This is a genomic window from Citrobacter sp. Cpo032 (genome assembly GCF_030332975.1).
In the GTDB taxonomy this organism is placed as follows: domain Bacteria; phylum Pseudomonadota; class Gammaproteobacteria; order Enterobacterales; family Enterobacteriaceae; genus Citrobacter; species Citrobacter portucalensis.
The window spans coordinates 277,184-303,729 of the sequence record NZ_JAOWGU010000034.1 but is presented as its reverse complement, the minus strand read 5'-3'; the positions used below and the strand labels follow the sequence as shown (position 1 = coordinate 303,729).

The 26,546-nt window shown below is 54.0% G+C and carries 20 protein-coding genes; 14 read left to right on the top strand and 6 right to left on the bottom strand.

All coding sequences use genetic code 11. From position 1 onward, the window contains the following. The first annotated feature begins 49 nt into the window (after positions 1-49). From fepD to fepC, 3 genes are read left to right on the top strand one after another with little or no spacing between them, the layout of a single operon-like run. Positions 50-1,057, top strand: coding sequence for a Fe(3+)-siderophore ABC transporter permease (fepD, locus tag OGY33_RS03410; RefSeq protein ID WP_003831192.1), 1,008 nt, complete (start codon positions 50-52; stop codon positions 1,055-1,057). Next, positions 1,054-2,046: an iron-enterobactin ABC transporter permease gene (fepG, locus tag OGY33_RS03405; protein ID WP_286571114.1), complete on the top strand. Its 993-nt coding sequence runs from the start codon at positions 1,054-1,056 to the stop codon at positions 2,044-2,046. The genes fepD and fepG overlap by 4 nt, the downstream gene beginning before the upstream one ends. Then, complete coding sequence (gene fepC, locus OGY33_RS03400; protein WP_167820324.1) at positions 2,043-2,840, top strand: iron-enterobactin ABC transporter ATP-binding protein; 798 nt, start codon at positions 2,043-2,045, stop codon at positions 2,838-2,840. Before fepG ends, fepC begins: the two co-directional genes overlap by 4 nt. 46 nt (positions 2,841-2,886) lie before the next feature. On the opposite strand, the gene wzz(fepE) is transcribed toward fepC, so the two are convergent. The 4 genes from wzz(fepE) to fes all read right to left on the bottom strand — a co-directional run bounded on the left by wzz(fepE) (position 2,887) and on the right by fes (position 9,603). Further along, a complete protein-coding gene (gene wzz(fepE), locus OGY33_RS03395; protein ID WP_191238767.1) occupies positions 2,887-4,020 on the bottom strand; it encodes an LPS O-antigen length regulator Wzz(fepE) in 1,134 nt (377 codons plus the stop codon). A 229-nt stretch (positions 4,021-4,249) separates the two neighbouring features. Next, a complete protein-coding gene (gene entF, locus OGY33_RS03390; RefSeq protein ID WP_191238768.1) occupies positions 4,250-8,140 on the bottom strand; it encodes an enterobactin non-ribosomal peptide synthetase EntF in 3,891 nt (1,296 codons plus the stop codon). Next, complete coding sequence (locus OGY33_RS03385) at positions 8,137-8,355, bottom strand: MbtH family protein (RefSeq protein WP_191238769.1); 219 nt, start codon at positions 8,353-8,355, stop codon at positions 8,137-8,139. Before OGY33_RS03385 ends, entF begins: the two co-directional genes overlap by 4 nt. A 30-nt stretch (positions 8,356-8,385) precedes the next feature. Continuing rightward, positions 8,386-9,603 (bottom strand): enterochelin esterase, encoded by a 1,218-nt coding sequence (gene fes / locus OGY33_RS03380; RefSeq protein WP_191238770.1) that lies wholly within the window; start codon positions 9,601-9,603, stop codon positions 8,386-8,388. Between the two features lie 253 nt (positions 9,604-9,856). Here fes and OGY33_RS03375 point away from each other — a divergent pair, with 253 nt between their 5' ends. From OGY33_RS03375 to OGY33_RS03350, 6 genes are all read left to right on the top strand, one after another. Beyond that, positions 9,857-12,130, top strand: a complete 2,274-nt coding sequence (locus tag OGY33_RS03375; protein WP_048226151.1) for a TonB-dependent siderophore receptor — start codon at positions 9,857-9,859, stop codon at positions 12,128-12,130. Positions 12,131-12,178: 48 nt separating this feature from the next. Then, positions 12,179-12,841, top strand: a complete 663-nt coding sequence (gene entD, locus OGY33_RS03370; protein ID WP_191238771.1) for an enterobactin synthase subunit EntD — start codon at positions 12,179-12,181, stop codon at positions 12,839-12,841. 117 nt (positions 12,842-12,958) lie between these two features. After that, positions 12,959-13,900: a D-ribose ABC transporter substrate-binding protein gene (locus OGY33_RS03365; RefSeq protein WP_032942648.1), complete on the top strand. Its 942-nt coding sequence runs from the start codon at positions 12,959-12,961 to the stop codon at positions 13,898-13,900. An 11-nt stretch (positions 13,901-13,911) separates the two neighbouring features. Next, positions 13,912-14,520 carry a DUF2291 family protein gene (locus OGY33_RS03360; protein ID WP_191238772.1) on the top strand — a complete coding sequence of 203 codons (609 nt, stop codon included), beginning with the start codon at positions 13,912-13,914 and terminating at the stop codon, positions 14,518-14,520. Next, complete coding sequence (locus OGY33_RS03355; protein WP_187426960.1) at positions 14,520-16,046, top strand: sugar ABC transporter ATP-binding protein; 1,527 nt, start codon at positions 14,520-14,522, stop codon at positions 16,044-16,046. Before OGY33_RS03360 ends, OGY33_RS03355 begins: the two co-directional genes overlap by 1 nt. 1 nt (position 16,047) lies before the next feature. Then, entirely contained in the window at positions 16,048-17,136 is a 1,089-nt protein-coding gene (locus OGY33_RS03350) for an ABC transporter permease (protein WP_286571105.1), read from the top strand. Positions 17,137-17,233: 97 nt separating this feature from the next. On the opposite strand, the gene OGY33_RS03345 is transcribed toward OGY33_RS03350, so the two are convergent. Beyond that, positions 17,234-18,580, bottom strand: coding sequence for a glycoside-pentoside-hexuronide (GPH):cation symporter (locus OGY33_RS03345; protein WP_063940731.1), 1,347 nt, complete (start codon positions 18,578-18,580; stop codon positions 17,234-17,236). Between the two features lie 404 nt (positions 18,581-18,984). Here OGY33_RS03345 and OGY33_RS03340 point away from each other — a divergent pair, with 404 nt between their 5' ends. After that, the gene (locus OGY33_RS03340) at positions 18,985-20,457 is read left to right on the top strand and encodes an apiosidase-like domain-containing protein (RefSeq protein ID WP_165787397.1); all 1,473 of its coding nucleotides are present in this window, start codon (positions 18,985-18,987) and stop codon (positions 20,455-20,457) included. Positions 20,458-20,506: 49 nt separating this feature from the next. Here the strand turns inward: OGY33_RS03340 and OGY33_RS03335 are convergent, their stop codons facing one another. Beyond that, a complete protein-coding gene (locus OGY33_RS03335) occupies positions 20,507-21,457 on the bottom strand; it encodes a sugar-binding transcriptional regulator (RefSeq protein ID WP_048214728.1) in 951 nt (316 codons plus the stop codon). Between the two features lie 316 nt (positions 21,458-21,773). Between OGY33_RS03335 and OGY33_RS03330 the strand changes: the two genes are divergently transcribed. Genes OGY33_RS03330 through OGY33_RS03315 form a run of 4 tightly spaced genes read left to right on the top strand, consistent with a single transcriptional unit; the run spans position 21,774 to position 26,539 of the window. Then, a complete protein-coding gene (locus OGY33_RS03330) occupies positions 21,774-22,604 on the top strand; it encodes a transketolase (protein ID WP_032942640.1) in 831 nt (276 codons plus the stop codon). Next, positions 22,597-23,553 carry a transketolase family protein gene (locus OGY33_RS03325; protein WP_191238773.1) on the top strand — a complete coding sequence of 319 codons (957 nt, stop codon included), beginning with the start codon at positions 22,597-22,599 and terminating at the stop codon, positions 23,551-23,553. Before OGY33_RS03330 ends, OGY33_RS03325 begins: the two co-directional genes overlap by 8 nt. Positions 23,554-23,579: 26 nt before the next feature. Then, positions 23,580-24,998 carry an L-fucose/L-arabinose isomerase family protein gene (locus OGY33_RS03320; protein WP_032942637.1) on the top strand — a complete coding sequence of 473 codons (1,419 nt, stop codon included), beginning with the start codon at positions 23,580-23,582 and terminating at the stop codon, positions 24,996-24,998. A 32-nt stretch (positions 24,999-25,030) separates the two neighbouring features. Further along, positions 25,031-26,539 carry an FGGY family carbohydrate kinase gene (locus tag OGY33_RS03315; protein ID WP_048214730.1) on the top strand — a complete coding sequence of 503 codons (1,509 nt, stop codon included), beginning with the start codon at positions 25,031-25,033 and terminating at the stop codon, positions 26,537-26,539. Positions 26,540-26,546: the final 7 nt, after the last annotated feature.

Here is a 26,546-nt window from a genome sequence, read left to right as displayed (position 1 = left end):
CCAAATAAGATCGATAACGATAATTACTATCATTATCAGGGAAGTTGATATGTCATGCTCTGTTTCCGCGACACGCGCCTTCGCCGTGCCCGGACTATTGTTATTACTTGTTCTCACCACGGTATTAAGTCTGGTTATTGGCGCCAAGTCGCTACCTGCCTCCGTGGTGCTGGATGCGCTCACCGGCAGTTGTCAAAGTGCTGATTGCACCATCGTGCTGGACGCGCGCCTGCCGCGCACGCTGGCGGGGCTGCTCGCCGGTGGCGCGCTGGGCCTGGCTGGCGCACTTATGCAAACGCTCACGCGTAACCCTCTCGCCGATCCCGGCATTCTGGGTGTCAACTCCGGCGCCAGCTTCGCTATTGTGCTGGGGGCCGCGCTGTTCGGCTTTTCCTCTGCGCAAGAACAGCTGCTGATGGCCTTTTGCGGTGCGCTGGCTGCATCGCTGATCGTAGCTTTTACCGGTAGTCAGGGCGGCGGGCAGTTAAGCCCAGTACGTCTGACGCTGGCGGGCGTTGCGCTGGGCGCGGTGCTGGAAGGATTATCCACCGGCATCGCCCTGCTCAACCCGGACGTTTACGATCAGCTGCGTTTTTGGCAAGCCGGCTCACTGGATATCCGCAGCCTGCAAACGCTGAAAGTTGTGCTGGTACCGGTACTGATTGCCGCGGCTGTCGCACTGTTTCTCAGTCGCGCTCTGAATAGCCTGAGTCTCGGCAGCGACACCGCTACCGCGCTTGGCAGTAAAGTCGCTCGCACGCAATTTATTGGCCTGCTGGTTATTACCGTACTGTGCGGCAGCGCGACCGCGATTGTCGGTCCTATCGCCTTTATTGGCCTAATGATGCCGCACATGGCGCGCTGGCTGGTGGGGGCGGATCACCGCTGGTCACTGCCCGTAACCCTACTGGCAACGCCTTCTCTGTTACTGATTGCCGATATAATCGGTCGCCTGATTGTCCCCGGCGAGCTGCGCGTGTCGGTAGTCAGTGCGTTTATCGGTGCACCGGTGCTTATCTTTCTGGTACGCCGTAAATCGCGCGGAGGTGGCGCATGATGCACCTCTCCCGCCGCCTGATAATCAGCAGCCTGCTGCTGGTTGCAGGTTGTCTCGTCATTGGTTTGTGGAGCCTGCGTAGCGGCGTTGTTACGCTGGAAACCCAGCAAATTATTGCCGCCTTGCTCGGCGATGCGCCGCGCAGTATTACGCTGGTGGTAACCGAATGGCGTTTGCCACGCGCGCTCATGGCGCTATTGATTGGCGCGGCTCTCGGTGTGAGCGGCGCAATATTTCAGTCACTGATGCGTAACCCGCTGGGTAGCCCGGATGTGATGGGTTTCAATACCGGAGCCTGGAGCGGTGTGCTGGTGGCAATGGTGCTGTTCGGACAGCATCTCACCGCTATCGCGCTGGCGGCCATGCTGGGTGGGTTCCTGACCTCTCTGGTGGTCTGGGCGCTCGCCTGGCGCAATGGGATCGACACCTTCCGGCTGATTATTATTGGTATCGGCATTCGCGCCATGCTGGTGGCGTTCAACACCTGGCTGCTGCTGAAAGCATCATTAGAAACCGCGCTGACGGCCGGGCTGTGGAACGCCGGATCGCTCAATGGCCTGACCTGGGCCAAAACCTGGCCTTCTGCCCCGCTGATTATCATCATGCTGGTGTGCGCCGCGCTGCTGGTACGCCGGATGCGTTTACTGGAAATGGGTGATGACAGCGCCTGTGCGCTTGGCGTCAGCGTTGAGCGTTCACGTCTAATGATGATGCTGGTTGCGGTAGTACTGACCGCTGCCGCCACCGCGCTGGCCGGTCCTATCTCGTTTATTGCTCTTGTTGCGCCGCATATCGCGCGACGTATAAGCGGTACATCTCGCTGGGGATTAACCCTGTCGGCGCTGTGCGGCGCGTTGCTGTTGCTGATGGCGGATTTATGCGCCCAACAGCTGTTTATGCCTTATCAGCTTCCGGTGGGCGTTGTCACCGTAAGCCTCGGCGGTATTTATCTTATCGTCTTGTTAATTCAGGAGTCCCGCAAAAAATGATCGAATCAGTAGCCCGTTTGCGTGGCGACCAGTTAACGCTGGGTTATGGCAAGTTTACCGTGGCGGAAAACCTCAATGTGTCGATTCCCGACGGCCATTTCACCGCGATTATCGGGCCAAACGGCTGCGGGAAATCAACCCTACTGCGCACGCTGAGTCGTCTGATGACGCCCGTGCACGGCAAGGTCTGGCTCGACGGCGAGCATATTCAGCACTATGCCAGCAAAGAAGTCGCCCGCAGAATAGGTTTGCTGGCGCAAAACGCCACCACGCCGGGGGATATTACGGTACAGGAGCTGGTTGCCCGCGGACGCTACCCACACCAGCCGCTGTTTACCCGCTGGCGGCAAGAGGATGAAATTGCGGTCTCAAACGCCATGCAGGCGACGGGTATCACCCACCTGGCATCACAAAGTGTGGATACCCTTTCCGGCGGACAACGTCAGCGTGCATGGATTGCGATGGTGCTGGCGCAGGAAACGTCGATTATGCTGCTCGATGAACCCACCACCTGGCTGGATATCAGTCATCAGATCGATCTGCTGGAACTGCTGAGTGAGCTAAACCGGGAAAAAGGTTACACGCTGGCCGCCGTTTTGCACGACCTGAATCAGGCCTGTCGCTATGCAACACACCTGATCGCGCTGCGTGACGGAAAAATTATTGCCGAGGGTGCACCGAAGGAGATCGTCACCGCGCAGCTTATTGAAAAAATCTATGGGCTGCGCTGTATGATTATCGACGATCCGGTTGCCGGAACGCCGTTAGTGGTGCCGCTTGGACGCAACAAATAACACGCGTTACAGTATGGCGGCCAGCTTGCCGCCATACGACAATTCATCACACCAGTTGCTGCTCAATAAACGTCATTTTTTGCTTACGCGACATCATGGCATGGTTCAACAGAACACCACCACACGCCACCATTCCCCCCAGTAATGCGGCCAGAATAACGATCATTGATTTAGCCGGACCGTCTTTTTTCACCGGCAGCGAAGGTGAAAGTTGATATTTAAACGGCGTAAATGTTACGTCACCCACATTCATCGCTAACAGTTGCTCAACGTGGTACTGGCGATTACGTAATTCACCGTTAATTTCAGCAACATCCGTTACTGATTTTTCTATTTCTAATTTACGTTCGATGCCGTCAGCACCCAGTGAAATAGAGAAATCGGGGTCATCCTTCACCGCCTGGCCATTACTGTAGACCGGCTTTTTAATCCCGGCGGCATTGGCAATCTCCAGCGAGTAGTTCAGTCGCTGGATATTTGCTTCCAACTGGTTTTTGAGCCTGACGCGATCCATCTCCAGTCTTTCTTTTTCATAACTGGTTTTGATGGACAATTTATTGCGAATATCTTCCAGCGTTTCTTTCACCACAAGGGCAGAAATATAGTGGATATATCCCTTCAGCACTGACTGGGCTTCTTCGGCCTGAGGTGCGGTAAAACTCAGTGTCCATGAGGTATACAGCGATGTTTCGTTCTTCTTACCCAGGTTAGTATCAACCGCTTTCATTTTCTCACTGAGCCTGACAATTGCCTGATGCAACTCCATTTCGTCGATATCAGCACCTTTCAATTGATCCATTACGTAAGGCGAAGAGCGCAGATATTCTTCTAACAATGACGGCGACTGGAATTTTTTGATAAACAGGTTAAACACATCACCACGGCTAACGCTAATATCCATATCCAGCACGCGCAATTTGGTCAGCGTATTCTCTAATCCCTGCCATTGAACCGCTTCCGCCGGCGTCACGATGGCCTGACTGGTCCATTTTTGTGGCAGCAGAAAAGAGACCAGAATACCCACACAAGCAAAGGCGAAAACGGTCGCTATAATTTTCGTTCTTGCACGCCATAAGATTTCGATTAGATTCACTAAATCGATTTCATTTGCGTTTGCCGTTGGCTGAGGATACCCAGTAAATTCCGAAACGTTATCTTGCTTTATATTTAATGATGACATGTTGCGTGACCTGAAAACTTTCCTAAAAGAAAAACATTCCTGTGGGAGAAGTCTACCAGCTAGTCAGAATTATCCGAAACAATCTTTGTGCTTGTCGCCCTACCAAAAATTATATTCGGAATTTATTCACCCCTTTCATCACCTTGTATTGCATAAAAAAGAACAATTCCATAACATATTATTTACATCGTGGAATTGTTCGATCACCGCGATAGCAATATTCGTCTTGTTACACAGATTTATTAATCAGTGCATTTATTACAGGCCCTATCGCCTCAAATGAGGCAGGGGAAATAATATCAACATGCGCGCAATCCTGGCGGTAAACATCCAGACTGGATATCCACGGTAACCAGCTGCGTTCAGGACTGACACCCGGTACTAACGTGCGCTCAGCAACGAACAGCGTAGCGTGACCTGCAAACGGCACGCTGTGTGCCGTGGTGAGCAGGCGAACCGCATCGGCGTAGTTGCCTTCGATTGCGTTAAATAAAGCCTCTGACGCATTCCCCTGCTGCGCCGCCAGAAACGCTTCGCGTTCACGCTCGATCTCCGCCAGTACCGCTGGATCCAACCCATTGGCCTCTTTTTCTTGCCAGTTTTGCGTTTCCGGCGGCCAGGTATCCAACAGTCCGAGGAATGCAACCGTCTCTCCTCTGGTATGTAAGCGCGCGGCGATCCCCTGTGCCAGCGTGCCGCCCAGCGAATAACCTAATAAATAGTAAGGTCCGTGAGGTTGTTGACTGAGCAACGTTGCCAGATGATGTTCGCATACCGCGTCGAGGTTTTCCGCCGTCTGCATAGGCCCATCCGGTCGTGGCGACTGAAGACCTACAATCGACCACTGCGGGCTGAGATATCGCGACAGCACGCTAAACTGCCAGGCAAAACCCGACGCCGGATGGAAACAGAACAGCGTTGGGCCGTGACTTTCACGCAGCGGCAGCAGTGCCTCAAATCCCATATGTTGCGACTGCTCATCATCAGTGCTCTCCAGTAGAGCACTCAGTTGTTCAACGGTAGAGGCCACCATAATCTGCCCCGGCGTCACCTGACGCTCAAAAACCCGGCTCAACTGTGCCGCCAGCTTCATCGCCAGCAACGAATGTCCGCCAAGCGCAAAGAAGTCTGCCGCCACGTCATTCACCTCGCAACCCAGCAAAGCCGCAAAAGACTGCGCGATGGTGGTTTCAGTCCCTGCTCGCGGCGCACGCCCGGAAGTACGCGACGTCAACTGCGGCATCGGCAGCGCTTTACGATCCAGTTTACCGTTCGCGCTAAGCGGCAGCTCCGCCAGCTGCAACAATACCGTCGGCACCATATGCGCAGGCAGTTTTTCACGCAGCTTTTCCCGCAACGCTGACGTATCCAGCGGTAAACCCGATTGTGACACCAGATACCCCACCAGTTGACGCGCATCGCCGCCTGTCGCCGCCGCCTGGTTGAATACGCAGGCGTGGGCAACGGCATGCTCGACATCAGGCAACTGCTGCATCACCCGGTCAATCTCGCCGAGCTCAATGCGTTGTCCGCGAATTTTAAGCTGGTCATCGCTGCGTCCAAGGTACTCCACCGCGCCATTTTCCAGCCAGCGCGCCACATCTCCGGTACGATACATGCGTTCGCCAGCGTTAAACGGATCGGCGATAAAGCGGCTTGCGGTCAGATCCGGACGGCCCAGATAACCTTGCGCCAGTTGGATCCCTGTCAGATATAAATCACCAGCCACGCCGAAAGGCACCGGGCGCATCATGGCATCCAGGATACGTAAACCGGTATTCCATACCGGATAGCCAATCGGCACGCTGTTGCCGGTTACAGCAGCAAGGTCTTCCCCCCAGGCCGGATACCAGCTCACATCAACCGCTGCTTCCGTTGGTCCGTACAAATTGTGCAGTGGCGCATGAGTTAACTGTTCCCACTCACGGCATAAATCTGCAGGCAAGGCTTCGCCGCTGCAAAATACCCGTTTCAGCGAGGCACAACTCTCCCGCGCGGTTTCCGGCGTCAGTGAAGCGACAAAAGCGGCCAACATAGAGGGAACAAAGTGCGTGGTCGTCACCCCATATTGGGCAAAGAACTGCTGCATCGCCAGCGGATCGCGGTGCGCCTCAGGCTCTGCCATTACCAGCTTTGCCCCGGCAATAAACGGCCAGAAAAACTCCCATACCGAGACGTCAAAACTGCACGGTGTTTTCTGCGCCACCACATCATCCGCGGTCAGCGGATAGTGATTTTGCATCCACAGCAGACGGTTAACGATGGCGGTTTGCCCAACCATCACCCCTTTTGGTCTACCGGTAGAACCGGAAGTAAAAATGATATAGGCAGTATGATTGGGCTGAGATAGCGCCAGCGGAGCAGCATCTTCTGCTGGCAGGGGCGAGTCATAGCACAGACTTTCCAGCCCAGGAATATCGCTAAAGCGCGCCAGTTGCTCATTGGTCGCGATCAACAATTTTGGCTTCGCGTCTTCGAGCATCATCCGCAGGCGATCGTCCGGGTATCCGGTATCCAACGGCAGCCAGGCTGCACCGGCTTCAACGATACCGTGCAGCGCCAGCGTCAGGAACACGGAACGCGGTAATGCCACGGCGACGCTGTCGCCAGGCTTGACGCCGCGTGCACGCAAAAGGCTCGCCAGCGCCACGACCTGCTGGCGCATTTCGCGATAGCTAAACTGATAGCGGGCATCGGCCAACGCCGGGGCATCCGGCGTTTTATCGGCCTGCTGTACCACCAGCGCGCTCAGCGTAGTGGACGGGATCTCGACGGTGGTGTGATTAATCTTCGCCAGCCGCTCATGTTCTGTTGGCAACAGCATCCCGGCGTCGCCGCAGCATAGCGCCGGATTGTCGGCAAACTGCTCGATAAGCCCGATTAAACGCGAGGCATGCTGCGCCAGCGTTTCTGCATCGTAGCGCTGTTTATTGGCCAGAATTTCAATACTCAGCCCACCGTTTTCATCCGGGAATAACGCCAGCTCAAGATCATTCACCGGCCCTGTCGCCAGCGTGTGGGTTTGTGCCTGAACGCCGGGAATATTCAGCTGATAGTCGAATATTTTCACGTTCAGCACCGGGCCAAACAGCGGCTCAGCACCAGCTGCACGCCCGCTGTCGCGAACGATTTGTTCGGCATCATAACGTTGATGCCGACGCATTTTCTTCAACTGCCCGGCCAGTCGTTGTGCAAGCACAGGCAAGCTTTCTGCCGCATCCAGCCTCACACCAAATGGCAGTACGTTTAAAACCGGTCCTGCGGAGGTCAACGCCGCCGACCCCATGCGCCGCATAAAGATAAACCCGGCGGCATAATCCATTCGGCTGCATAAACGTCCCAGCCACAATGCCACCAGCGCGAGGGCCAGATCCGCACGCTGAACGTCAGGCATACGTGCCGCAAGCCGACGAAACGCCCCTTCAGGCGCGGTTAACTTCATACGAATAATATCCGCGCTGGCCGATCGTCCCGGCAACGGATTGTTCGACAGCGAGGCAGGAGGCGGGAGTTGCTTTCGCTGCTCGCTCCAGAAAGCGCCGTCGCGTTGCCAGGCATCGCTTTGACGGTACTGTTGATACTCCTCCACCACCTCGGCGAACGGCGTAAAAGGCGAGTCTGGCGTAGGCTCGCCGTGTAGCCATGCGCGATAAATTGCGGCTATCTGGCGGGTAATGGCCGGAAAACTGAAGCCATCGACCAGCAAATGATGGTAACGCTGATACCAATACCAACGCTTTTCTCCCACCTGTATAAGCAGGTGAAAAACCAGCGGCTTATTGCCATCAGCACGTATGTCCTGCTGCAGGTCTGCCTGCATCAACGCACGCGCCGCCTCATGTGGATTGGATTTTTCGCGCAGGTCGATAATTTCAGGTTGCGCAAAGGCGAGCGCAGAATCCACCCATTGCCAGATCTCACCGTTATCTTCGCTAAACCGCATCCGCAGGGTATCGGCCTGCTCCAGGCCCGCCACAACGGCTTTCGCCAGCAACGACGCGTCCAGTTCGCCAGTTAACTCTACGTAGTGCGCCACGCTCCACGCCGAGGGCAATGTGGAGAGTTTTTCGGCCATCCAGATCCCCGGCTGAGCCGCCACTAACGGTAAACGCTGAGTCATGGAGCCTCCTGCACATCGACGTAGTTCGCGGTCGTAAGCGTGGTCCAGTTTGTTTCCAGCCATTGCTGGCAGGCTTCCTGGGATTGGGGTTCGCAAACAATTTGCCAGCCAGCAGGAAGCGAGCACTGCTGCGGCCAAAGGCTAAACTGACGTTGGTGATTTTGCAGAATGTAAAACTGGCCCTGCGGATTATCGAAGGGGTTACTGAATTCCATACTCAACTCCTGTCGTGGAACATCGTCCGGTTAAATCGTGTCGGTAAGCGGTTGCCAGAGCGTCATTAGCCCTTGCATCAGACCGCCGCGCCAGCAAAGCGCATCGTGTCCGCCATCAACCTGACGCCAGAAAATAGACTGTGGTGCAGAAGGTAACTGGGCATATAACGCCTGATTAGCGCGATAAATAATGGGCTCGCGGATCCCCGCTTCCAGGACAATACGCAGCCCCTGAGCACTCACCTTCCCGCTTTTCAGTTGCTCGACGATCGCCCCGTCCTGATGACCACCGCGATGCGGCCACCAGTAAGAACCGGACTGGCTAAGCACACAACCAAAGCGCGCGGGCCAGTTCAGCCCGGCATACAGCGATGACAACCCGCCAAAACTTTGCCCAGCCACCACGGTGCGCTGCGGATCGTCACTAAACGCGGTCGTTGTCTTCACCAGTGGTAATAGCTCCTCCTGCACCGCCAACCAAAAATCCGCATTACACGGTAGCTCATGGCTGCGGTGAGCCGTATCAATGGCATCAATCAGGAGATAAACGGCAGAAGGAAGGTGTCCGCGATGCGTGAGTGAAGTCAACGCAGGCCAGACCGGCATACTCTGTGCCCAAAACTGTCCGTCCAGCAGGATAGCCAACGGACGCGTTTCGGGTTGAGCATCACCGGTGGTAAACACCCATACGCGACGCGTATTGCCGAGCCTGGCGCTATGCCATTGCAAGCAAACTGCGGGTGAATCTGGGTTTTCAGGTCGCTCCCATCCAGGCTGTACGGGTGCCTCCGGCATTTCCAGCGCAGACACCGCGTGGCCACGACCGCCCTGCCAGCTCTGCGAATTAAGGGGATCGGCAATGGCCTGTGGCAGCAATTGCCGCCAGCCTTCACGCAGCACGTTTCGGTCAGGCGCTTCGCCTGCCACAAGCGAGGAAAAGATATCGTTGCGCTCTGTTGGGATAAAACAATAGCTGCCACGCCAGTTGGCGCTGAGGGAAACACTCCAGCACCAAACATTTGTTCCATCAATGCGTCGCATCGACTGAGGGGTGGCATTTTGATGGTGGTCGGTGACGCCGGTGATATAAACCCAAACGCGATGAATGACTGACTCATTTTCCGTTCCCTGCGGGTCACGCCACCAGAAGGTTACCCGATAATTTCCGTTGTCTTCACGCTCCCACTCCGGGCCTTTTTTCGACTGCCACCACGCCTCGCTTCCCATCTTTAACGTCGTCACAGCCATAACCCCATGTTTATTGTGAAATTTTATGATCTAGCGTGAAATATATTGATAATATTATTGATAACTATTTGCATTTGCAATAGCGTATTGTCGCGCTGTGGGAAGCGCGTACAGTTTTTCACCACTTATAAACCGACCTGGCGCTGCGTACTTTTTCTGGAATGGATAGTTTACGCAGATGCGGGCGACATCAGGCCAAATGCCGCACCACGGCACATTGGTACTCGTGGCTAAAAGAACAGCAGGACATACAATGAACAACAAGATTCATTCACTGGCCTTATTGGTCAATTTAGGGATTTACGGGGTAGCCCTGCCAGCAATGGCAGAAGATCAAACCGATAGCGTCGCTGTCTCTCCTGAAGACACCATCGTCGTTACCGCCGCCCAGCAGAACCTGCAGGCGCCGGGCGTTTCAACCATTACCGCTGATGAAATTCGTAAGAACCCTCCCGCTCGCGATGTGTCGGAAATCATCCGAACCATGCCTGGCGTTAACCTGACCGGTAACTCAACCAGCGGTCAGCGCGGCAACAACCGCCAGATCGATATTCGCGGCATGGGGCCAGAAAACACCCTGATTTTGATCGACGGTAAACCGGTTACCAGCCGTAACTCCGTGCGTCAGGGCTGGCGCGGCGAGCGTGATACCCGTGGCGATACCGCCTGGGTTCCACCGGAAATGATTGAGCGTATTGAAGTGCTGCGTGGTCCTGCCGCTGCACGCTATGGCAACGGTGCAGCTGGCGGCGTGGTGAATATCATCACCAAAAAGGGCAGCAATGAATGGCACGGCTCCTGGGATACCTATTTCAACGCCCCGGAACACAAAGACGAAGGTTCGACCAAACGCACCAACTTTAGCCTGAATGGTCCAATGGGCGGGGATTTCAGCTTCCGCCTGTACGGTAATCTTGATAAAACCCAGGCCGACGCATGGGACATCAACCAGGGCCATCAGTCAGAACGTACCGGCACTTACGCCAACACCTTACCGGCCGGTCGTGAAGGGGTGATCAACAAGGACATTAACGGCGTGGTGCGCTGGGATTTCGCCCCGCTCCAGTCACTGGAACTGGAAGCCGGTTATAGCCGTCAGGGCAACCTGTATGCGGGTGACACCCAAAACACCAACACCAACCAACTGGTGAAAGATAACTACGGGAAAGAGACCAACCGTCTTTACCGCCAGAACTACTCTTTGACCTGGAACGGCGGTTGGGATAACGGCGTCACCACCAGCAACTGGGTGCAGTATGAACATACGCGTAACTCCCGTACACCAGAAGGTCTGGCAGGAGGTACGGAAGGGATCTTCGACCCGAATGCGTCACAAAAATATGTCGATGCCGACCTGAATGACGTCATGCTGCACAGTGAAATCAGCATTCCGTTTGATCTGCTGGTGAACCAAAACCTGACGCTGGGTACTGAATGGAACCAGCAACGCATGAAGGACATGTTGTCCAATTCGCAGACCTTTATGGGCGGCGATATCCCCGGTTCGAGCAGCACCAACCGTAGCCCGTACTCAGACGCAGAGATTTTCTCCCTGTTTGCCGAAAACAACATGGAACTGACCGACAGCACCATGCTGACGCCGGGTCTGCGTTTCGACCACCACAGCATCGTTGGCGACAACTGGAGCCCATCTCTGAACCTGTCCCAGGGGCTGGGTGATGACTTCACCCTGAAGATGGGGATTGCGCGCGCCTATAAAGCACCAAGCCTGTACCAGCTCAACCCGAACTACATTCTGTACAGTAAAGGCCAGGGTTGCTACGCCACCGGTTCCGCGACCGGAATTGGTTGCTACATGATGGGCAACGATGACCTGAAGGCTGAAACCAGTATCAACAAAGAGATTGGTCTTGAGTTCAAGCGTGACGGTTGGCTGGCTGGGGTAACCTGGTTCCGCAACGATTACCGCAACAAGATTGAAGCGGGTACGGTACCGTTCGATAGAACATCTATCACCAACAAAGGGAAGACGACTTACACCGATATCTATCAGTGGGAAAATATTCCTAAAGCGGTGGTTGAAGGTCTGGAAGGGACGTTGAACGTACCGGTTAGCGAAACCGTTAACTGGACCAACAACATCACCTACATGCTGCAAAGTAAGAATAAAGAGACCGGCGAGCGCTTGTCGATTATTCCTGAGTACACGCTGAACTCAACGCTGAGCTGGCAGGCACGTGAAGATTTGTCGCTGCAGTCCACCTTCACCTGGTACGGCAAACAGCAGCCGAAGAAATACGATTACCAGGGTAAACCGGTAACCGGTAGTTCGGCGAGTGAAGTCAGCCCGTACAGCATCGTCGGCCTGAGCGCGACCTGGGATGTGACGAAAAACGTCAGCCTGACCGGCGGCGTGGATAACGTCTTCGACAAACGTCTGTGGCGTGAAGGTAATGCCCAGACCACGGGCGATATTGTAACCGGGAACTATATGGCGGGCGCTGGCGCGAATACCTATAACGAACCGGGCCGGACGTGGTTCATGAGCGTAAACACCCACTTCTGATAAAACTTTCCCTCTCCTCGCTGCGAGGAGAGGGAAATTATAACTATCATGCACACCACGCACACACCGCTCACTTTCGCAGACCACACGCTGCACATTGTTGAGTTCGATCCCGACAGCTTCTATGAGCACGACCTGCTCTGGCTCCCCCACCACTCTCAGCTTCAATCCTGTGGACGTAAGCGTAAAGCTGAGCACTTAGCTGGGCGTATTGCCGCAGTACACGCGCTGCGTGAATTTGGTCACAAAACCGTACCCGGCATCGGCGGGCAGCGACAACCGCTGTGGCCACAAACGTTGTTTGGCAGCATTAGCCACAGTGCATCAACTGCGCTGGCGGTAGTATCGACGCATTCCGTTGGGCTGGATATAGAAGCTATTTTTACGCCACAAACCGCAGTTGAGCTGGCTGACGGTATTATCGATAACCGCGAACGATCGATTTTGCATCATGCTGGTCTGCCCTTTCCGCTCGCCTTAACTCTGGCATTCAGCGCCAAGGAGAGCCTGTATAAGGCTTTTTCCACTCAGGCATCCGGGTTACCAGGTTTCACTAGCGCAAAAATTACCGCACTCACGAATCAGCAATTAACATTGCAAATCATGCCATCATTTTCGCCTAACCTCGCCAATCAGGAAATTAACGTGCATTGGTTTCAACGCGATAAAAACATCATTACCCTGTGTGCACCCACGCTGTCAGGATCGTGATCCTTTTCTCCTTTTAAGAAATTAGCTGCGCAAATCGTAGACAGTTCGATTATCTCGACTTATCGTTAAATTGAATAATAAATCATATTTGAATAAATATTCAAAGTGGAGAAAGAGATGAACAAGACCCTGATTAAATCCGTATTACTGGCCTCGATCCTTACCGCATCGGGTTCGCTGTATGCTGCCGACAACGGACTGATTGCGATTATCACCCCTTCACACGACAACCCGTTCTTTAAAGCCGAAGCCGACGGCGCGGTCGCCAAAGCGAAAGAGCTGGGATATACCACGCTGGTCGCCTCTCATGATGATGATGTCAATAAACAAAACCAACTGATTGAGACCGCCATAGCCCGAAAAGCAAAAGCCATCATTCTCGATAACGCGGGCGCCGATGCCACCGTTGGTCCACTGGAAAAAGCCAAAGCGGCGGGCGTGCCTGCATTCCTCATCGATCGTGAAATTAATAAGACCGGCATCGCAGTCGCGCAAATCGTGTCGAACAACTACCAGGGCGCGCAGCTCGGCGCAGAGAAATTCGCCAAACTACTGGATGGAAAAGGCAAGTACGTTGAGCTGCTGGGACGCCAGTCCGACACCAACGCGCATGTGCGCTCACAGGGGTATCACGATGTGCTCGACGACTATCCGGATATGAAAATGGTCGCCCAGCAAACGGCGAACTGGAGCCAAACTGAAGCGTTTACCCGTATGGAAGCTATTTTACAAACCAACCCTGATATCGTCGGCGTCATTTCCGGCAACGACACCATGGCGCTGGGCGCAGAAGCTGCCCTGAAGGCTGCTGGGAAAAACAATGTCATCGTGGTGGGTTTTGACGGCAGCGACTACACCCGAGATTCCATCATCAACAAGAGCAACATTAAAGCGACCGTCCTTCAGCCCGGCTGGCAGCAGGCACAAATGGCGGTTGAGCAGGCTGATTACTACCTGAAAAACGGCAAAGCGCAGAAAGAAGAAAAACAGCTCATGGATTGCGTGCTGATTGATGAAACCAATGCCAGCAAGCTGAGTAAATTCAACCTGAGCCACTAAGCGGAGGCACTATGTCGTTAACACAATGGGGTGCTGCACTGGTTGGGTGCGCCACCCTGTTGCTGACGGCCTGCACGGTAGTTGACCTCGACGAAAACGGCAACCCCATCATCCCGGCCGACCCACAGGCCAAAGCCAGTTTCGACAATCAAACACCCGAGCAGATCGCGCAACAAACCTGGCAATCCCGCGTCCTGGATGCGGCAAAGCAACACGCTCTGGATGCGTCAGCGCTGAGCGCACGCCTGAAGACGCCCTCACCCACCGCCGAGAGCGTATTTGTGCGCCTGACCAGTCAGATTGAGAACGTCGACACCACCAATGCGCGCGAGAAAAGCATTGTGATGGGGGTCAATGACGCCCCTGTCACCATCCAAATAGGCCCGGTGATGCGCGGCAATGCCATTCGCGATGCGAGTGGTTTTAAGTTTGAAGACTTCACTAACCAGGTTCAGTTTGCCCAGCTTTCCCGGGCGTATAACCGCGAAGCGGTAAAACACTTGCCCGCAGTGGACGAAAGCTGGCAAGGGAAGCGTGCCACGGTACTGTTCGCCGTAACGCTGAATGCAGGAAAAGCGGAAAACGCGGCAGCGTTAGCGCTGGAACAGGAGGCACACTGATGAATAATTCCTCAGCAGAGGACATCATCCTGCGCACACATGCCATCTCAATGCTATTTCCCGGCACGATTGCGCTGGACAGCGTGGATTATCAGGTGTGGCGCGGTAAGGTCAACGTGATTATTGGCGAAAACGGTGCGGGGAAATCCACGCTGATGAAGATCCTCGCCGGTGTTCAGCAGCCCAGCAGCGGCGAGATGACGCTCAATGGCAACCCTGTGCGCTTCGCCAATACCCGGGACGCCGCGGCGCACGGGATTGGTATGGTGCATCAGGAACTTAACCTGTTTGAGAATCTCACCGTCGCGGAAAATATTTTCCTTGGCCGGGAGATCCAAAAAGGCATGACCCCCATTGATGAGGCCGAGCAGGAGAAGCGTACTGCGGAGCTGCTAACCCGACTCGATCAGCCCATTTCACCCCGCGATCTGGTCGGCAATCTCAAAGTTGGACAGCAACAGCTGGTTGAAATCGCCAAAGCGTTGGCGGAGGACGCTGACATTCTAATCCTCGACGAACCCACCTCGGCGCTGAGTAAAACCGAAGTCGAGATCCTGTTTCGCGTGATTCGCGAACTGACTCGCCAGGGCGTTTCGATAATCTACATCTCTCATCGACTCGAAGAATTGATGGCGATTGGCGATGTGATCACCATTTTACGCGATGGCAAATTCCAGGCCGAAGCCAGAGTTAGCGATATCGATGTGCCGTGGATTGTGCGTGAAATGCTGGGCAGCGACCCGGTGAGTAATTTTCTTGAGCCAGGCCGCACGTTCGGCGCGCCGGTTCTCGAAGCGGAACATATTACCTGCGTCAATGCCGCTGGCAATGCGGTGGTCAACGACGTCACCTTTAACGTCCACGCGGGCGAAATTGTCGGTATCTATGGACTGATGGGGGCCGGACGAACCGAATTGTTCGAGTGCTTGCTGGGTACTGAGCGCAACTACCTCGGTAAACTGTGGCTCGACAGCAAGCCAGTTCCACAGCGCTTAACCACCGCCGACCGCATTCGTATGGGAATGAGTCTGGTACCGGAAGATCGCAAGCGCACAGGCATTTTCCCCATTTCTTCGGTTGCCAGCAATCTGACTATTGCCAGCCTGTGGCGTCGCCTGCAGCGCGGTTTTGCCATCGCCCGCAAAGATGAGGAGGCCGTCGTCGCCAGCACAATTGGTAATCTGTCGATCAAAGTGTCCTCACCGGATGTTGAAATCCAGGCTCTGAGCGGGGGTAACCAGCAGAAAGTGGTGATTGGTCGCTCCCTACTTACCAATCCCAAAATTCTGTTCCTTGATGAGCCCACACGCGGCATTGACGTTGGCGCGAAGGCCGATGTGTTTCGCATGATGGTACAGCTTTCACAACAGGGTATTGCCGTTGTCTTCTCCACCTCGGATTTAAAAGAAATTATGGCGGTCTCTGACCGCATTCTGGTGATGTCTGGCGGCAAGCTCACGGCCGATATTACTCGCGATCGTGCCGAAGAATCGGCGCTGGTCACCGCAAGTGCTCAGGGGTTCTGACATGAAAACACTACAATCTGCCGTCGTCGCACCGCGAGCCGGCGTCACCTTCTCGCGGGAAAATATCCTGCTGCTGATCCTGAAATTACGTACCTTTATTGCGCTATTTCTGATCGTCGGATTTTTTGCCTTCACCGTCCCCGGTTTCCTCTCTGGCGGCAGCATGGTCATTATGATCAAGCACATCGCCATTAACGCGTTGCTGGCGTTGGGAATCACTTTCGTCATTATTACTGCCGGCATTGATCTCTCGATTGGCGCTACGCTTGGGCTGTGCGGCATGATTGCCGGATGGCTGATCACCAAAGGCATTGTATTACCCATGTTTGGCATCGCTATCTTCCCCAGCGTCTGGGTGATTGTACCTGTCGTACTGCTGATTGGCGGATTGATTGGCGCAGCAAATGGCTGGATTATTACGCGCTATAACGTCGCACCTTTTATTTGTACGCTGGGCACCATGTACGTATTGCGCGGCGCGGCGATGCTGACCTCTGACGGACAAACATTCCCCGGGCTTTCCGGCAATCCACAGTTGGGTAACACCGGTTTTGATGAAATTGGCGCGGGAACTCTGTTTGGTATTCCGTGGGCCATCTGGATGATGATTGTGCTGGCGCTGGTTATTGCCTACGTTGCCCGCCGTCTGCCCTTTGGCCGCCACGTGTACGCCATCGGCGATAACGAACGCGCTGCTGAACTGTCCGGCGTAAAAGTGAGGCAGGTAAAAATCTGGGTGTACACCCTGTCCGGACTATGTGCTGCAATTGCCGGAATAGTTGTTTCAGCACAACTTTCCGCCAGTCATCCGGCCAATGGTACAGCATTTGAGATGAACGCCATTGCCGCCGTTGTACTTGGTGGTACGTCGCTGGCCGGTGGTCGAGGCACCATCTTAGGCACGTTGATTGGCGCTTTCGTTATCGGTTTTCTGGCCGATGGTCTGGTGATGATGGGCGTCAGCGAGTTCTGGCAAATGGTGATTAAGGGCATCGTGATTATTGTCGCGGTCATTATCGACCAGATGCAAAACCGGATGCAGCAAAAAGCCGCAGTGGTTGCGCAAAAGGCGGCGATGGAAAGTCAGTAGCCCTGAAATTACGCCTGATGGCGCTGCGCTTATCAGGCGTAGGTCGTGTATGACATATGGGCCTGATAATGCACCGCCATCCGGCAGTGGGGAAATTTTATTTCATGACGGCTTCAGCCTGCCCTGCCGAAACCTTATCATCCAGTTTAAACATCATCAGCAACCCCAAACTAATGGCATGGAAAATGGCAGGAATCCCGGCAATTAAGAACATAATCGCCGTCATCGTTTCCGATGACACCGCCTCACCCGCTTTGTAACCGCTAAGGGAGAGCACTAGCCCAACCATCCCACCCGCCAGTGCCAGACCAACCTTCATCGAAAAAAGCGTACCGGCAGCGACAGCCCCAGACATTCTGACGCCGGATTTGTCTTCACAATAGTCGGCACAATCAGAAGGCAGCGCCCAGGCAGTAATCGAGCCAAGTTCAGCCATCAATACCGATAGCACCAATAGAACACATGCCAGTGAGATTTGTTCAGGGTTAACGAAATAGAGACATAATGCCGCCACGCCACCGCCCAGTTGCGCCACCTTCAGCGTACCTAATTTCGAGAGCTTGTTGCGCTTAATCAGTTGAATAGCAATCATCGGCGCAATGATCCCCGCAATCGCTGTGGCCGAAAGCAGACCAGAAACAAAGCCATCCCCACGATTCAGGAAATACTTCACAAAATAAATAGTCACACTGCCTTTAATTACAAAAGCAATGGAGCTGGTAATTTTGAACAGATAGAAAACAACCACCGGTTTCGCTTTCAGCATAATTCCCAGTTGTTTGGTAAACGGGACTTTATCGGTCTCCACGCTAACCTGATATCGCTCCTTTGTTCCCCAGAAACAGAGCAGCATAAACGCCGTGGCCAGCACGGCAATAAAGCTCATCGCCATCATGTAGGCGCGTGCTTCATCGGTTTTTCCATACCAGGCGACGAAAATCGGCACTACCATTGAGCAGATAAGAAAGGCCATTTTAGCCAGTGGGAAACGCCAGGAGTTGGCGCTTAAACGATCCATGGGATCGGCGGTGAGTGTCGTCAACAACGCCACATACGGCACCACCGTGGAGGCATACATCAGGATCAGAAATAGATAGGTAATCACTGCATAGACTAGCTTTCCAGTGGGTGAAAAGTCCGGCGCCAGAAAGACTAAAAAACAGGAAATACCGTAAGGGATCGCCAACCAGAGCAAAAAAGGACGATACGAGCCGTGCTTTGTCCGCGTGCGATCGGAGATATTACCGATAAATGGATCATAGAAGGCATCAACCAGACGGGCAACAATAAACAATATCCCCATCGCCGCTGCCGAAATCCCTAAAACATCGGTATAAAAATAGGGCAAAAACATCATCGTCATCCCAAGAAAAATGTTCGCTGACGAATCACCTAACCCATAACAGATCTTCTCTTTGATACTCAATTTATGCTGTTGCTTCATGAGAAACCCTCTTTATGAATATATATTCATTATCGAATTACTATTCACGCAAAGGTTAAGCCCACGAATTTAGCGCTGGCAAGTGGTTAGTCGTGACATTGTTACCAGTATCACAATTAACCTCATTCTTTTGCTCCTAAGCGCGCCGTCATCTAGTGGCGAAATGTCATCTTATTAATAAACAAGACGTTTATGCTGGCTGGCCGTTTCTCTCGTCATTCAGATAACGCTTACTCCTTTCAGTCTCACAGTAAAAACCTCACAGTAATCAGCAGAAATGGCGGCGTTTTTGTGATCGCATGCTCATTTTTTCGCCTTGACAGTGGAATGTTAACGGTAACCTCCCTTACTCTCATCGTGAATATAAAATCACAATGGAATATATATTCCAAAGGAGAGGTGCTATGAGCGAACAAAGTATTGCCCTGTGGGGGCGGTTTGAGTATCAAGTCACGGACGTTGACGATCCTCGCCATTTTACCGACACCGAGCTATCAGCCACCTTTACCTGCGGCGAAGAATCCCGCACGGTTTGGGGCTTTTACAACGGTAACGGTCAGTTCATACTGCGCTTTATGCCGGATATCCCCGGCGTCTGGCACTATCGCATCAGCTCAAATATTCCTTCGCAGTCCCCTGTCGAAGGAACGTTTACCTGCGTCCCTGAAACACAGTTAACCGGCCCGGTACAGCGTGATGGCGACGGGCACTTCCGCTATGCCAATGGCAACGCGTTTTATCCTTTTGGCACCACGGCCTACGTCTGGAACTACCAACCGGACGATATACAGCAACAAACGCTGGCATCGCTGGCGGCGAGTCCGTTCAATAAAATCCGCATGTGCGTATTTCCTAAACACTATCGCTACAATCTGCAGGAACCGATGCGCTTCCCCTTTCCGGGTACCCTCGACCAGGGATTTGATTTTACCCGCTTCGATACCACCTTTTTTGCCCAGTTGGAGAGTCAAATACAAAAGCTGGATGAACTGAATATTGAGGTGGATTTGATCCTCTTTCATCCGTACGACCGCTGGGGATTTTCCGCCATGTCGCAGGAGACCGATCACCGCTATCTCCGCTACGTGGTGGCACGCCTCGCATCGTTTAAAAATATTTGGTGGTCGCTGGCCAATGAGTTCGACCTGCTGAAAGAAAAACCGATGTCATTCTGGGATGCCGCCATAGCGCAAATCAAACGCGAGGATCCCTCTTCGCACATGATCTCCATTCATAACTGGCACAACCCGCCGATCCACTACCGCTCAAATGCGCACTGGTACGATCATCACAATCCCGCGCTCACCCACGCCAGCATCCAGCACCACGATATGCACTTTGTCCCGGAATGGCGGCAGACATTTGCCAAACCCATTGTCATTGACGAATGCTGCTATGAAGGCAATGTCGATCTCGGCTGGGGCAATATCACCGGAGAAAAAATGACTGCATTGTTCTGGCATGGCGTAATACTCGGCGGCTATGTCACTCACGGCGAAACATACCTGAATGAAGATGAGATTATTTGGTGGTCACATGGCGGCACGCTCAAAGGAACAAGCATCCCGCGCATCGCTTTTTTGCGCAACATCCTTGAGGAAGGACAAGCCAAACGCCTGACACCGCTCCCGTGGGGTAGCCACTGGGATACGTCGATGGGGATAAGCTGCGAGGGCAACTGGGGACTGTTCTATTTTGGCGATCATTGCCCTGCCTACAAGATGATGACTATGTTGCCGGAGAATACGGCGTGGAAGGTCGATATCATTGATACCTGGGCCATGACGATCACGCCGGTTGCGGGGGTTATTCAACACGGTGACAAGCTGGATCTACCGGCTAAGCCATGGATTGCTCTACGCTTAACAAAACTCTGATGACTACAGCCAGCCCCAGAGGCTGGCGATAACTTGACTCGCCGCGGCGTCACCCTTTAACCAGATTGCGCGCTGTCGGGTAGTCGGTGATCAGTACGTCGATATAATTCCCCTGCAGCGCGCCACGGATCGCATTCTGTTTTTCTACCCCGCCCGCCAACGCTATCACATGGTTGCAGTCGCGGATCTGCGCCAGCTCCATGCCGATAACCGGGTCTTCCTCATGGCTGAGTACCGGATTGCCCGCCGCGTCGTAATAATGCAGACAGATATCCCCGACCGCGCCGCGTTCGGCCAGCAGTCGCAGCATCTCTTCGTTGTAATAGTTTCCTGAATTTTTCAGCAATTGAGAAGGTTCCAGCTCCCCGATGCCGACAATCGCCACATCCACTTCAGCAAATTTTTCGACGACCGCCGCCACATCCGGGCTGTTAACCAGCCGAGAACGTTCTTCCACCGAATGCTCAATACTTTGCGAAGGCAACAGCCAGGCCGGGCAGCCGAGGTGTGCCGCCAGCTGTTGCGTCAGAATCGTGGCCTGCACGTTGCCGTTTGGCCCCACGCCACCCAGTAATTGGATCACGCCTGCCGCCCGGATATTTTGCGGGTGCATTTCATCAACCATGCAGCGAATGGTACTACTCCAGGAGGAAATACCGACCAGGTCTTCGGCACGCAGACGAGTTTCAACGTAATGTGCCGCCGCACTGCCAATGGCATGCTTAATTTGCGTACTACTGGGGTTGTCGCCAACATCCACGACAATCGCCTGGCGCAGACCAAACCGCTCTTCAATGGCTTTTTCCAGCTCGACAAAGATATTAGTCGGCTGTACGACGGTGATTTTCACCAGCCCTTCTTTCTGACAACGCGTCAAGGCACGGGAGACAAAGGACTGCGACAAATGCAGCAGCGTGGCGATTTCAGACTGTTTTTTATTTTCGGCGTAGTAAAGTGTGGCAATCTTAACCAGCAACCGCTGTTCATCCTGCTTTGACATAACATTCCCCCTGGTAAACTGCCTGTTATTTTTATTCATACCTGAATAGATAACAAGTCGTCTGCGCCTTTCCGGTTATCGCGTTAGTGTGATCCTTTTCTCTTTTCGCCAAAATTTGCTGCTATAAGGCGTAGACAAACCCTCAGACAAGGCATATCTTTAATCATGAATAATAAATCAGTAGTGAATATTTATTCTAACCGATAACGACCAACTGTTTTAGCTGCATATTACGCAGTGGATAGCGAGACAGTTGCACTACTGCACCCACATGGAATATTTATTCACTAAGGATTAAACATTCAAGAGGTGTCTTATGAATCCGTTTTCGCTCTCAATACCAGAGCTAGTCAAGAAAGCACGTGCGGTACGTCGTCGCATTATCGTGTTGAATGCAGAAAGCCCGGCGGGGGGACATACCGGCGCTGACCTGTCGCAGGTCGAACTGCTGACAGCACTCTATTTTCGCATCCTGAATTGCTCACCAGAGCTTATAGCAAGCGATGAGCGCGACATCTACATCCAGTCGAAAGGTCATGCAGTGGGCGGTTACTACTGCGTGCTGGCTGAGGCTGGTTTTATTCCCGTGGACTGGCTGGCGACCTATCAGCACGCCGATTCACACCTGCCGGGTCATCCGGTGAAACACAAAACGCCTGGGATCGAACTGAATACCGGAGCGCTCGGTCACGGTCTGCCGGTCGCCGTGGGCATTGCGCTGGCAGCTAAACGTAACAACAGCAAGCGCCGGGTGTTTGTCGTTACCGGTGATGGTGAACTGGCAGAAGGAAGCAACTGGGAAGCCGCACTGGTCGCCGCCCACTACAAGCTGGATAACCTGATTATCATCAACGACAAAAATAACCTCCAACTTGCCGGCGCAACCAAAGAGATCATGAACACCGATCCATTGGATGAGAAATGGCGCGCCTTCGGTATGCAGGTCACAGAGTGCCGCGGTAATGATATGAGTGATGTGGTGCGCACGCTGGAAGGGTTAACCCCGGAAGGTAAACCGCACGTCGTCATTGCCCACACCACCAAAGGGGCCGGGATCTCCTTTATTCAAGGCCGCCCGGAATGGCACCACCGCGTGCCAAAAGGGGAAGAAGTTGAACTGGCGCTGGAGGAACTGAAAGATGCGTAATAGTGAACACCTCGCCACCGTGATGGTGAATACCTTAATTGCCGCAGTCGAGCGCGGAATGGACGTTGTACCCGTCGTTGCTGACTCCACGTCTACGGCGAAAATCGCCCCGTTTATGAAGGAATTTCCCGGTCGTCTGGTCAACGTGGGTATCGCCGAACAGACGCTGGTTGGCGCCGCCGCCGGCCTGGCGCTGGGGGGCAAAATCGCCGTCACCTGTAACGCTGCACCGTTCCTTATTTCGCGGGCCAATGAGCAAATCAAAGTCGACATTTGCTACAACAACACCAACGTGAAGCTGATCGGCCTGAACGCGGGCGCCAGCTACGGCCCCCTCGCCAGCACACATCACAGTATTGATGACATTTCCGTTCTGCGCGGTTTTGGCAATATTGAAATTTACGCCCCGTCCTGCCCAGTGGAATGCCGGCAGATTATCGACTATGCCTTAAGCCACGTCGGCCCGGTTTATGTTCGCCTCGACGGAAAAGCCTTACCGGAACTACACGACGAAAATTACCAGTTCACTCCGGGTAATATCGATATTCTGCGGAAAGGAAAAGATGTCGCTCTGGTCGCGATGGGCTCAACCGTCCATGAAATTGTCGAGGCTGCCACAGTGCTGGAACAGGCGGGTATTGATGCAAGCGTAATCAGTGTACCGTCAATTCGTCCCTGCAATACCCAACAACTGTTGGCGGCCTTAGCCCACTGCAAGGCCGTGGTCAGTGTGGAAGAGCATAACATTAATGGCGGCGTGGGAAGCCTGGTGGCCGAGGTACTGGCAGAAGCTGGCTGTGCCATTCCGCTGCGCCGACTCGGCATTGGCGATGGTCAATATGCTATCGCGGCCGATCGCGCGGCAACACGTGCCCGCCACGAAATTGACGCCGCTGGCGTCGTGAAAAACGCCGCCGCGCTGTTGCAGCACCACACGATAAAACAATAACAACAGAACACTTACTGGAGAAAGCGATGTCACGAATTCCTCAACAGTTGACCATGGCGGTGATTATTGGCAATCGGGGATTTTTCCCAAGCTATCTGGTTGCTGAAGCCCGCGAACAAGCCAGCGTACTCTTTGCACGACTGGGCATTAAAACCATTATGCTCGACGATACGCAAACGGAACTCGGTGGGGTAGAAACCCGCCAGGATGCGAAAGTGTGCGCCGAACTTTTCCGCGCTCACCGCGACGACATTCACGGCGTGGTCGTGCTGTTGCCGAACTTTGGCGATGAAAAAGCAATAGCGGAAACGCTGCGCCTGTCTGGCCTGAATGTCCCGGTACTGGTTCAGGCGCAGGAAGATAACCTTGATAAAATGGGGCTTGCCACCCGCCGTGACAGCTTCTGTGGAAAAATCTCCCTGTGCAATAACCTGCGTCAATATGGCATTCCATTTACGCTCACCACCCAGCATGTCTGCGATCTGGCCGGTGAGGTTTTTGCTCAGGATCTGAAACGTTTCGAACAGATTTGCCGTGTTGTCAGCAGCATGCGTGGCGTACGCGTCGGCGCTATCGGTGCTCGCCCGGCTGGATTCAATACCGTTCGCTACAGCGAAAAATTACTCGAAAGACTGGGTATCGCCGTTGAAACGCTGGATCTGTCTGAAGTCTTTACCCGCATCAAATGTCTGCGCGATGACGATATCCGTGTGGATGAAAAACGTCGTCTGCTGCTGGATAACGCCGATGCCAGCGCCATTCCCGCCGACAAACTCGTCACAATGGCAAAACTGTTTGTCGTCATCAGCGAATGGGTCATCGCTAACGATATAGATACCACTGCGATCCAGTGCTGGACTTCGCTGCAGGAAAATTTAGGCATCAACGTATGCTCAATCATGAGCGTGATGTCCGGGCAGTTAATGCCCAGCGCATGCGAAGTGGATGTGATGGGCGCGCTGTCAATGTACGCCCTCGCCAGCAGTAATTTAAGCCCGGCTTCCATTGCCGACTGGAATAACAATTTCGGCGACGATCGTGATAAATGTGTGCTTTTTCACTGCGGAAACTTTGCATCAGCCAGTCTGGAGAGCCCCAAAATGGGCACAGCGGACATCATCGGTACCACCGTTGGGAAAGAGAACACCTGCGGTGCGGTACATGGACGCATGAAAAGCGGCACACTGACCTATTTCCGCCTGAGCACCGACGATTTAACCGGTGAAATCAAAGCGTACGTCGGAGAAGGCCAATCGGTAGACGATCCGCTGGATACGGTTGGCTGTCGTGCAGTAATCCAGGTGCCGCATCTGGAGAATTTACTGGCGTGGATCTGTCGTAACGGTTTTGAACATCACGTGGCAATGAACCATTCCGCCAGCGCCGAGGTGCTGCATGAAGCCTTCACCCGCTATCTCGGGGTGGATACGTTGTTCCATCGCTAATACTCAGGGAAACAGAGAGGCTGGAGAAAACGATGTCAGCAACGAAAGACATTATTATTGCGCTTGATGAAGGCACCACCAATGCCAAAGCCGTTGCGCTGGACGGTCGGGGAAATGTGGTCGCGAAGTTCTCCCGCGCGCTGGCGATCCACACGCCTCGCGAAGGCTGGGTTGAACAGTCCGGCGACGCGCTGCTGGAGGCCTCTCTGGCTGTAATGGCGCAAGCAGTTGCCGCCGTAGGTACGCAGCGGGTGGCGGCGCTGGCGATCAGTAATCAGCGAGAAACGGCAATCGGCTGGTATCGCGCAAGCGGGCGTCCGCTCGGCCCCGCCATTACCTGGCAATGCTCGCGCACGGCTGACTTTTGCCGGGCGTTGCGCGAGCAAGGTCATGAGGCGAAAATAAAATCCATCACCGGATTGCCCGTCGCCCCGCTCTTTTCCGCCTCTAAAATGCGCTGGCTTCTGGAGTCCGTCCCCAACGGAATGGCGCTCGCGCAGCAAGGCGAAATTTGCCTCGGCACTATCGATAGCTGGTTACTGTGGAATCTTACCGGCGGTGCGGCGTTTCGTTGTGACGCCTCCAACGCTTCGCGCACGCAGTTGCTCAATCTACATAGCGGCCAATGGGATAGCGAGATGCTGGCGCTGTTTGGTATCCCGCAACAGGCGCTGCCAGAAGTTTGCCCTTCCAGTCATCATTTTGGCGTGACGAAAGGTCTGGCGACCATCCCCGATGGGATCCCCATTCTGGCGATGATTGGCGATTCTCATGCCGCGCTCTTTGCCCACGGGCTAGGTGCTGAAGGTTGTGTTAAAGCGACCTATGGCACCGGCTCATCGGTGATGGCTCCGGTATCTTCAACGCAGTCTGCGGTGAATGCGCTGGCAACAACTATTGCCTGGCATGATGGCGATACCCGGGTCTATGGTCTGGAAGGCAATATTCCCCATACCGGCGATGCTGTGGCCTGGATGGCCGACAGTACCGGCTTAAGCGAACTGCCGGAGGAGCAACTGTTACATGAACTCAATACTCTGCCCGCCACGGTCGACTCGACGCTGGGCGTCTATTTTGTTCCGGCACTTACCGGGCTGGGCGCCCCCTGGTGGGATGAAAGCGCCCGGGGGTTAATTCATGGCCTCAGCCGCGGCGTGAAACGCGCGCATCTGGTGCGCGCCGCGCTGGAGTCTATTACCTATCAAATTGCCGATGTGGTGCAAGCGATGCACCAGCACAGCGGTTTCAGCCTCAGCGCGCTGATGGTTGATGGCGGGCCAACAAAAAATGATTGGCTGATGCAGTACCAGTCCGATCTGCTGGGTTGCCCGGTGATGCGCAGCGACATTCCCGAGCTTTCAGCCATTGGCGCCGGGCTGCTGGCACGCAAGGCGCTGCTCGGTACAGAAACCGCTCAGCTACGCCATTTTTTGCCCGACCACATATCATTTCAGCCAAACGCAGAGCGTCACGGTCGATTGCAAAAACGCTGGCACGAGTGGCAAAGCGCCGTTGAGCGTACGCGCTGGCAAACACCTTAGCGAGTCA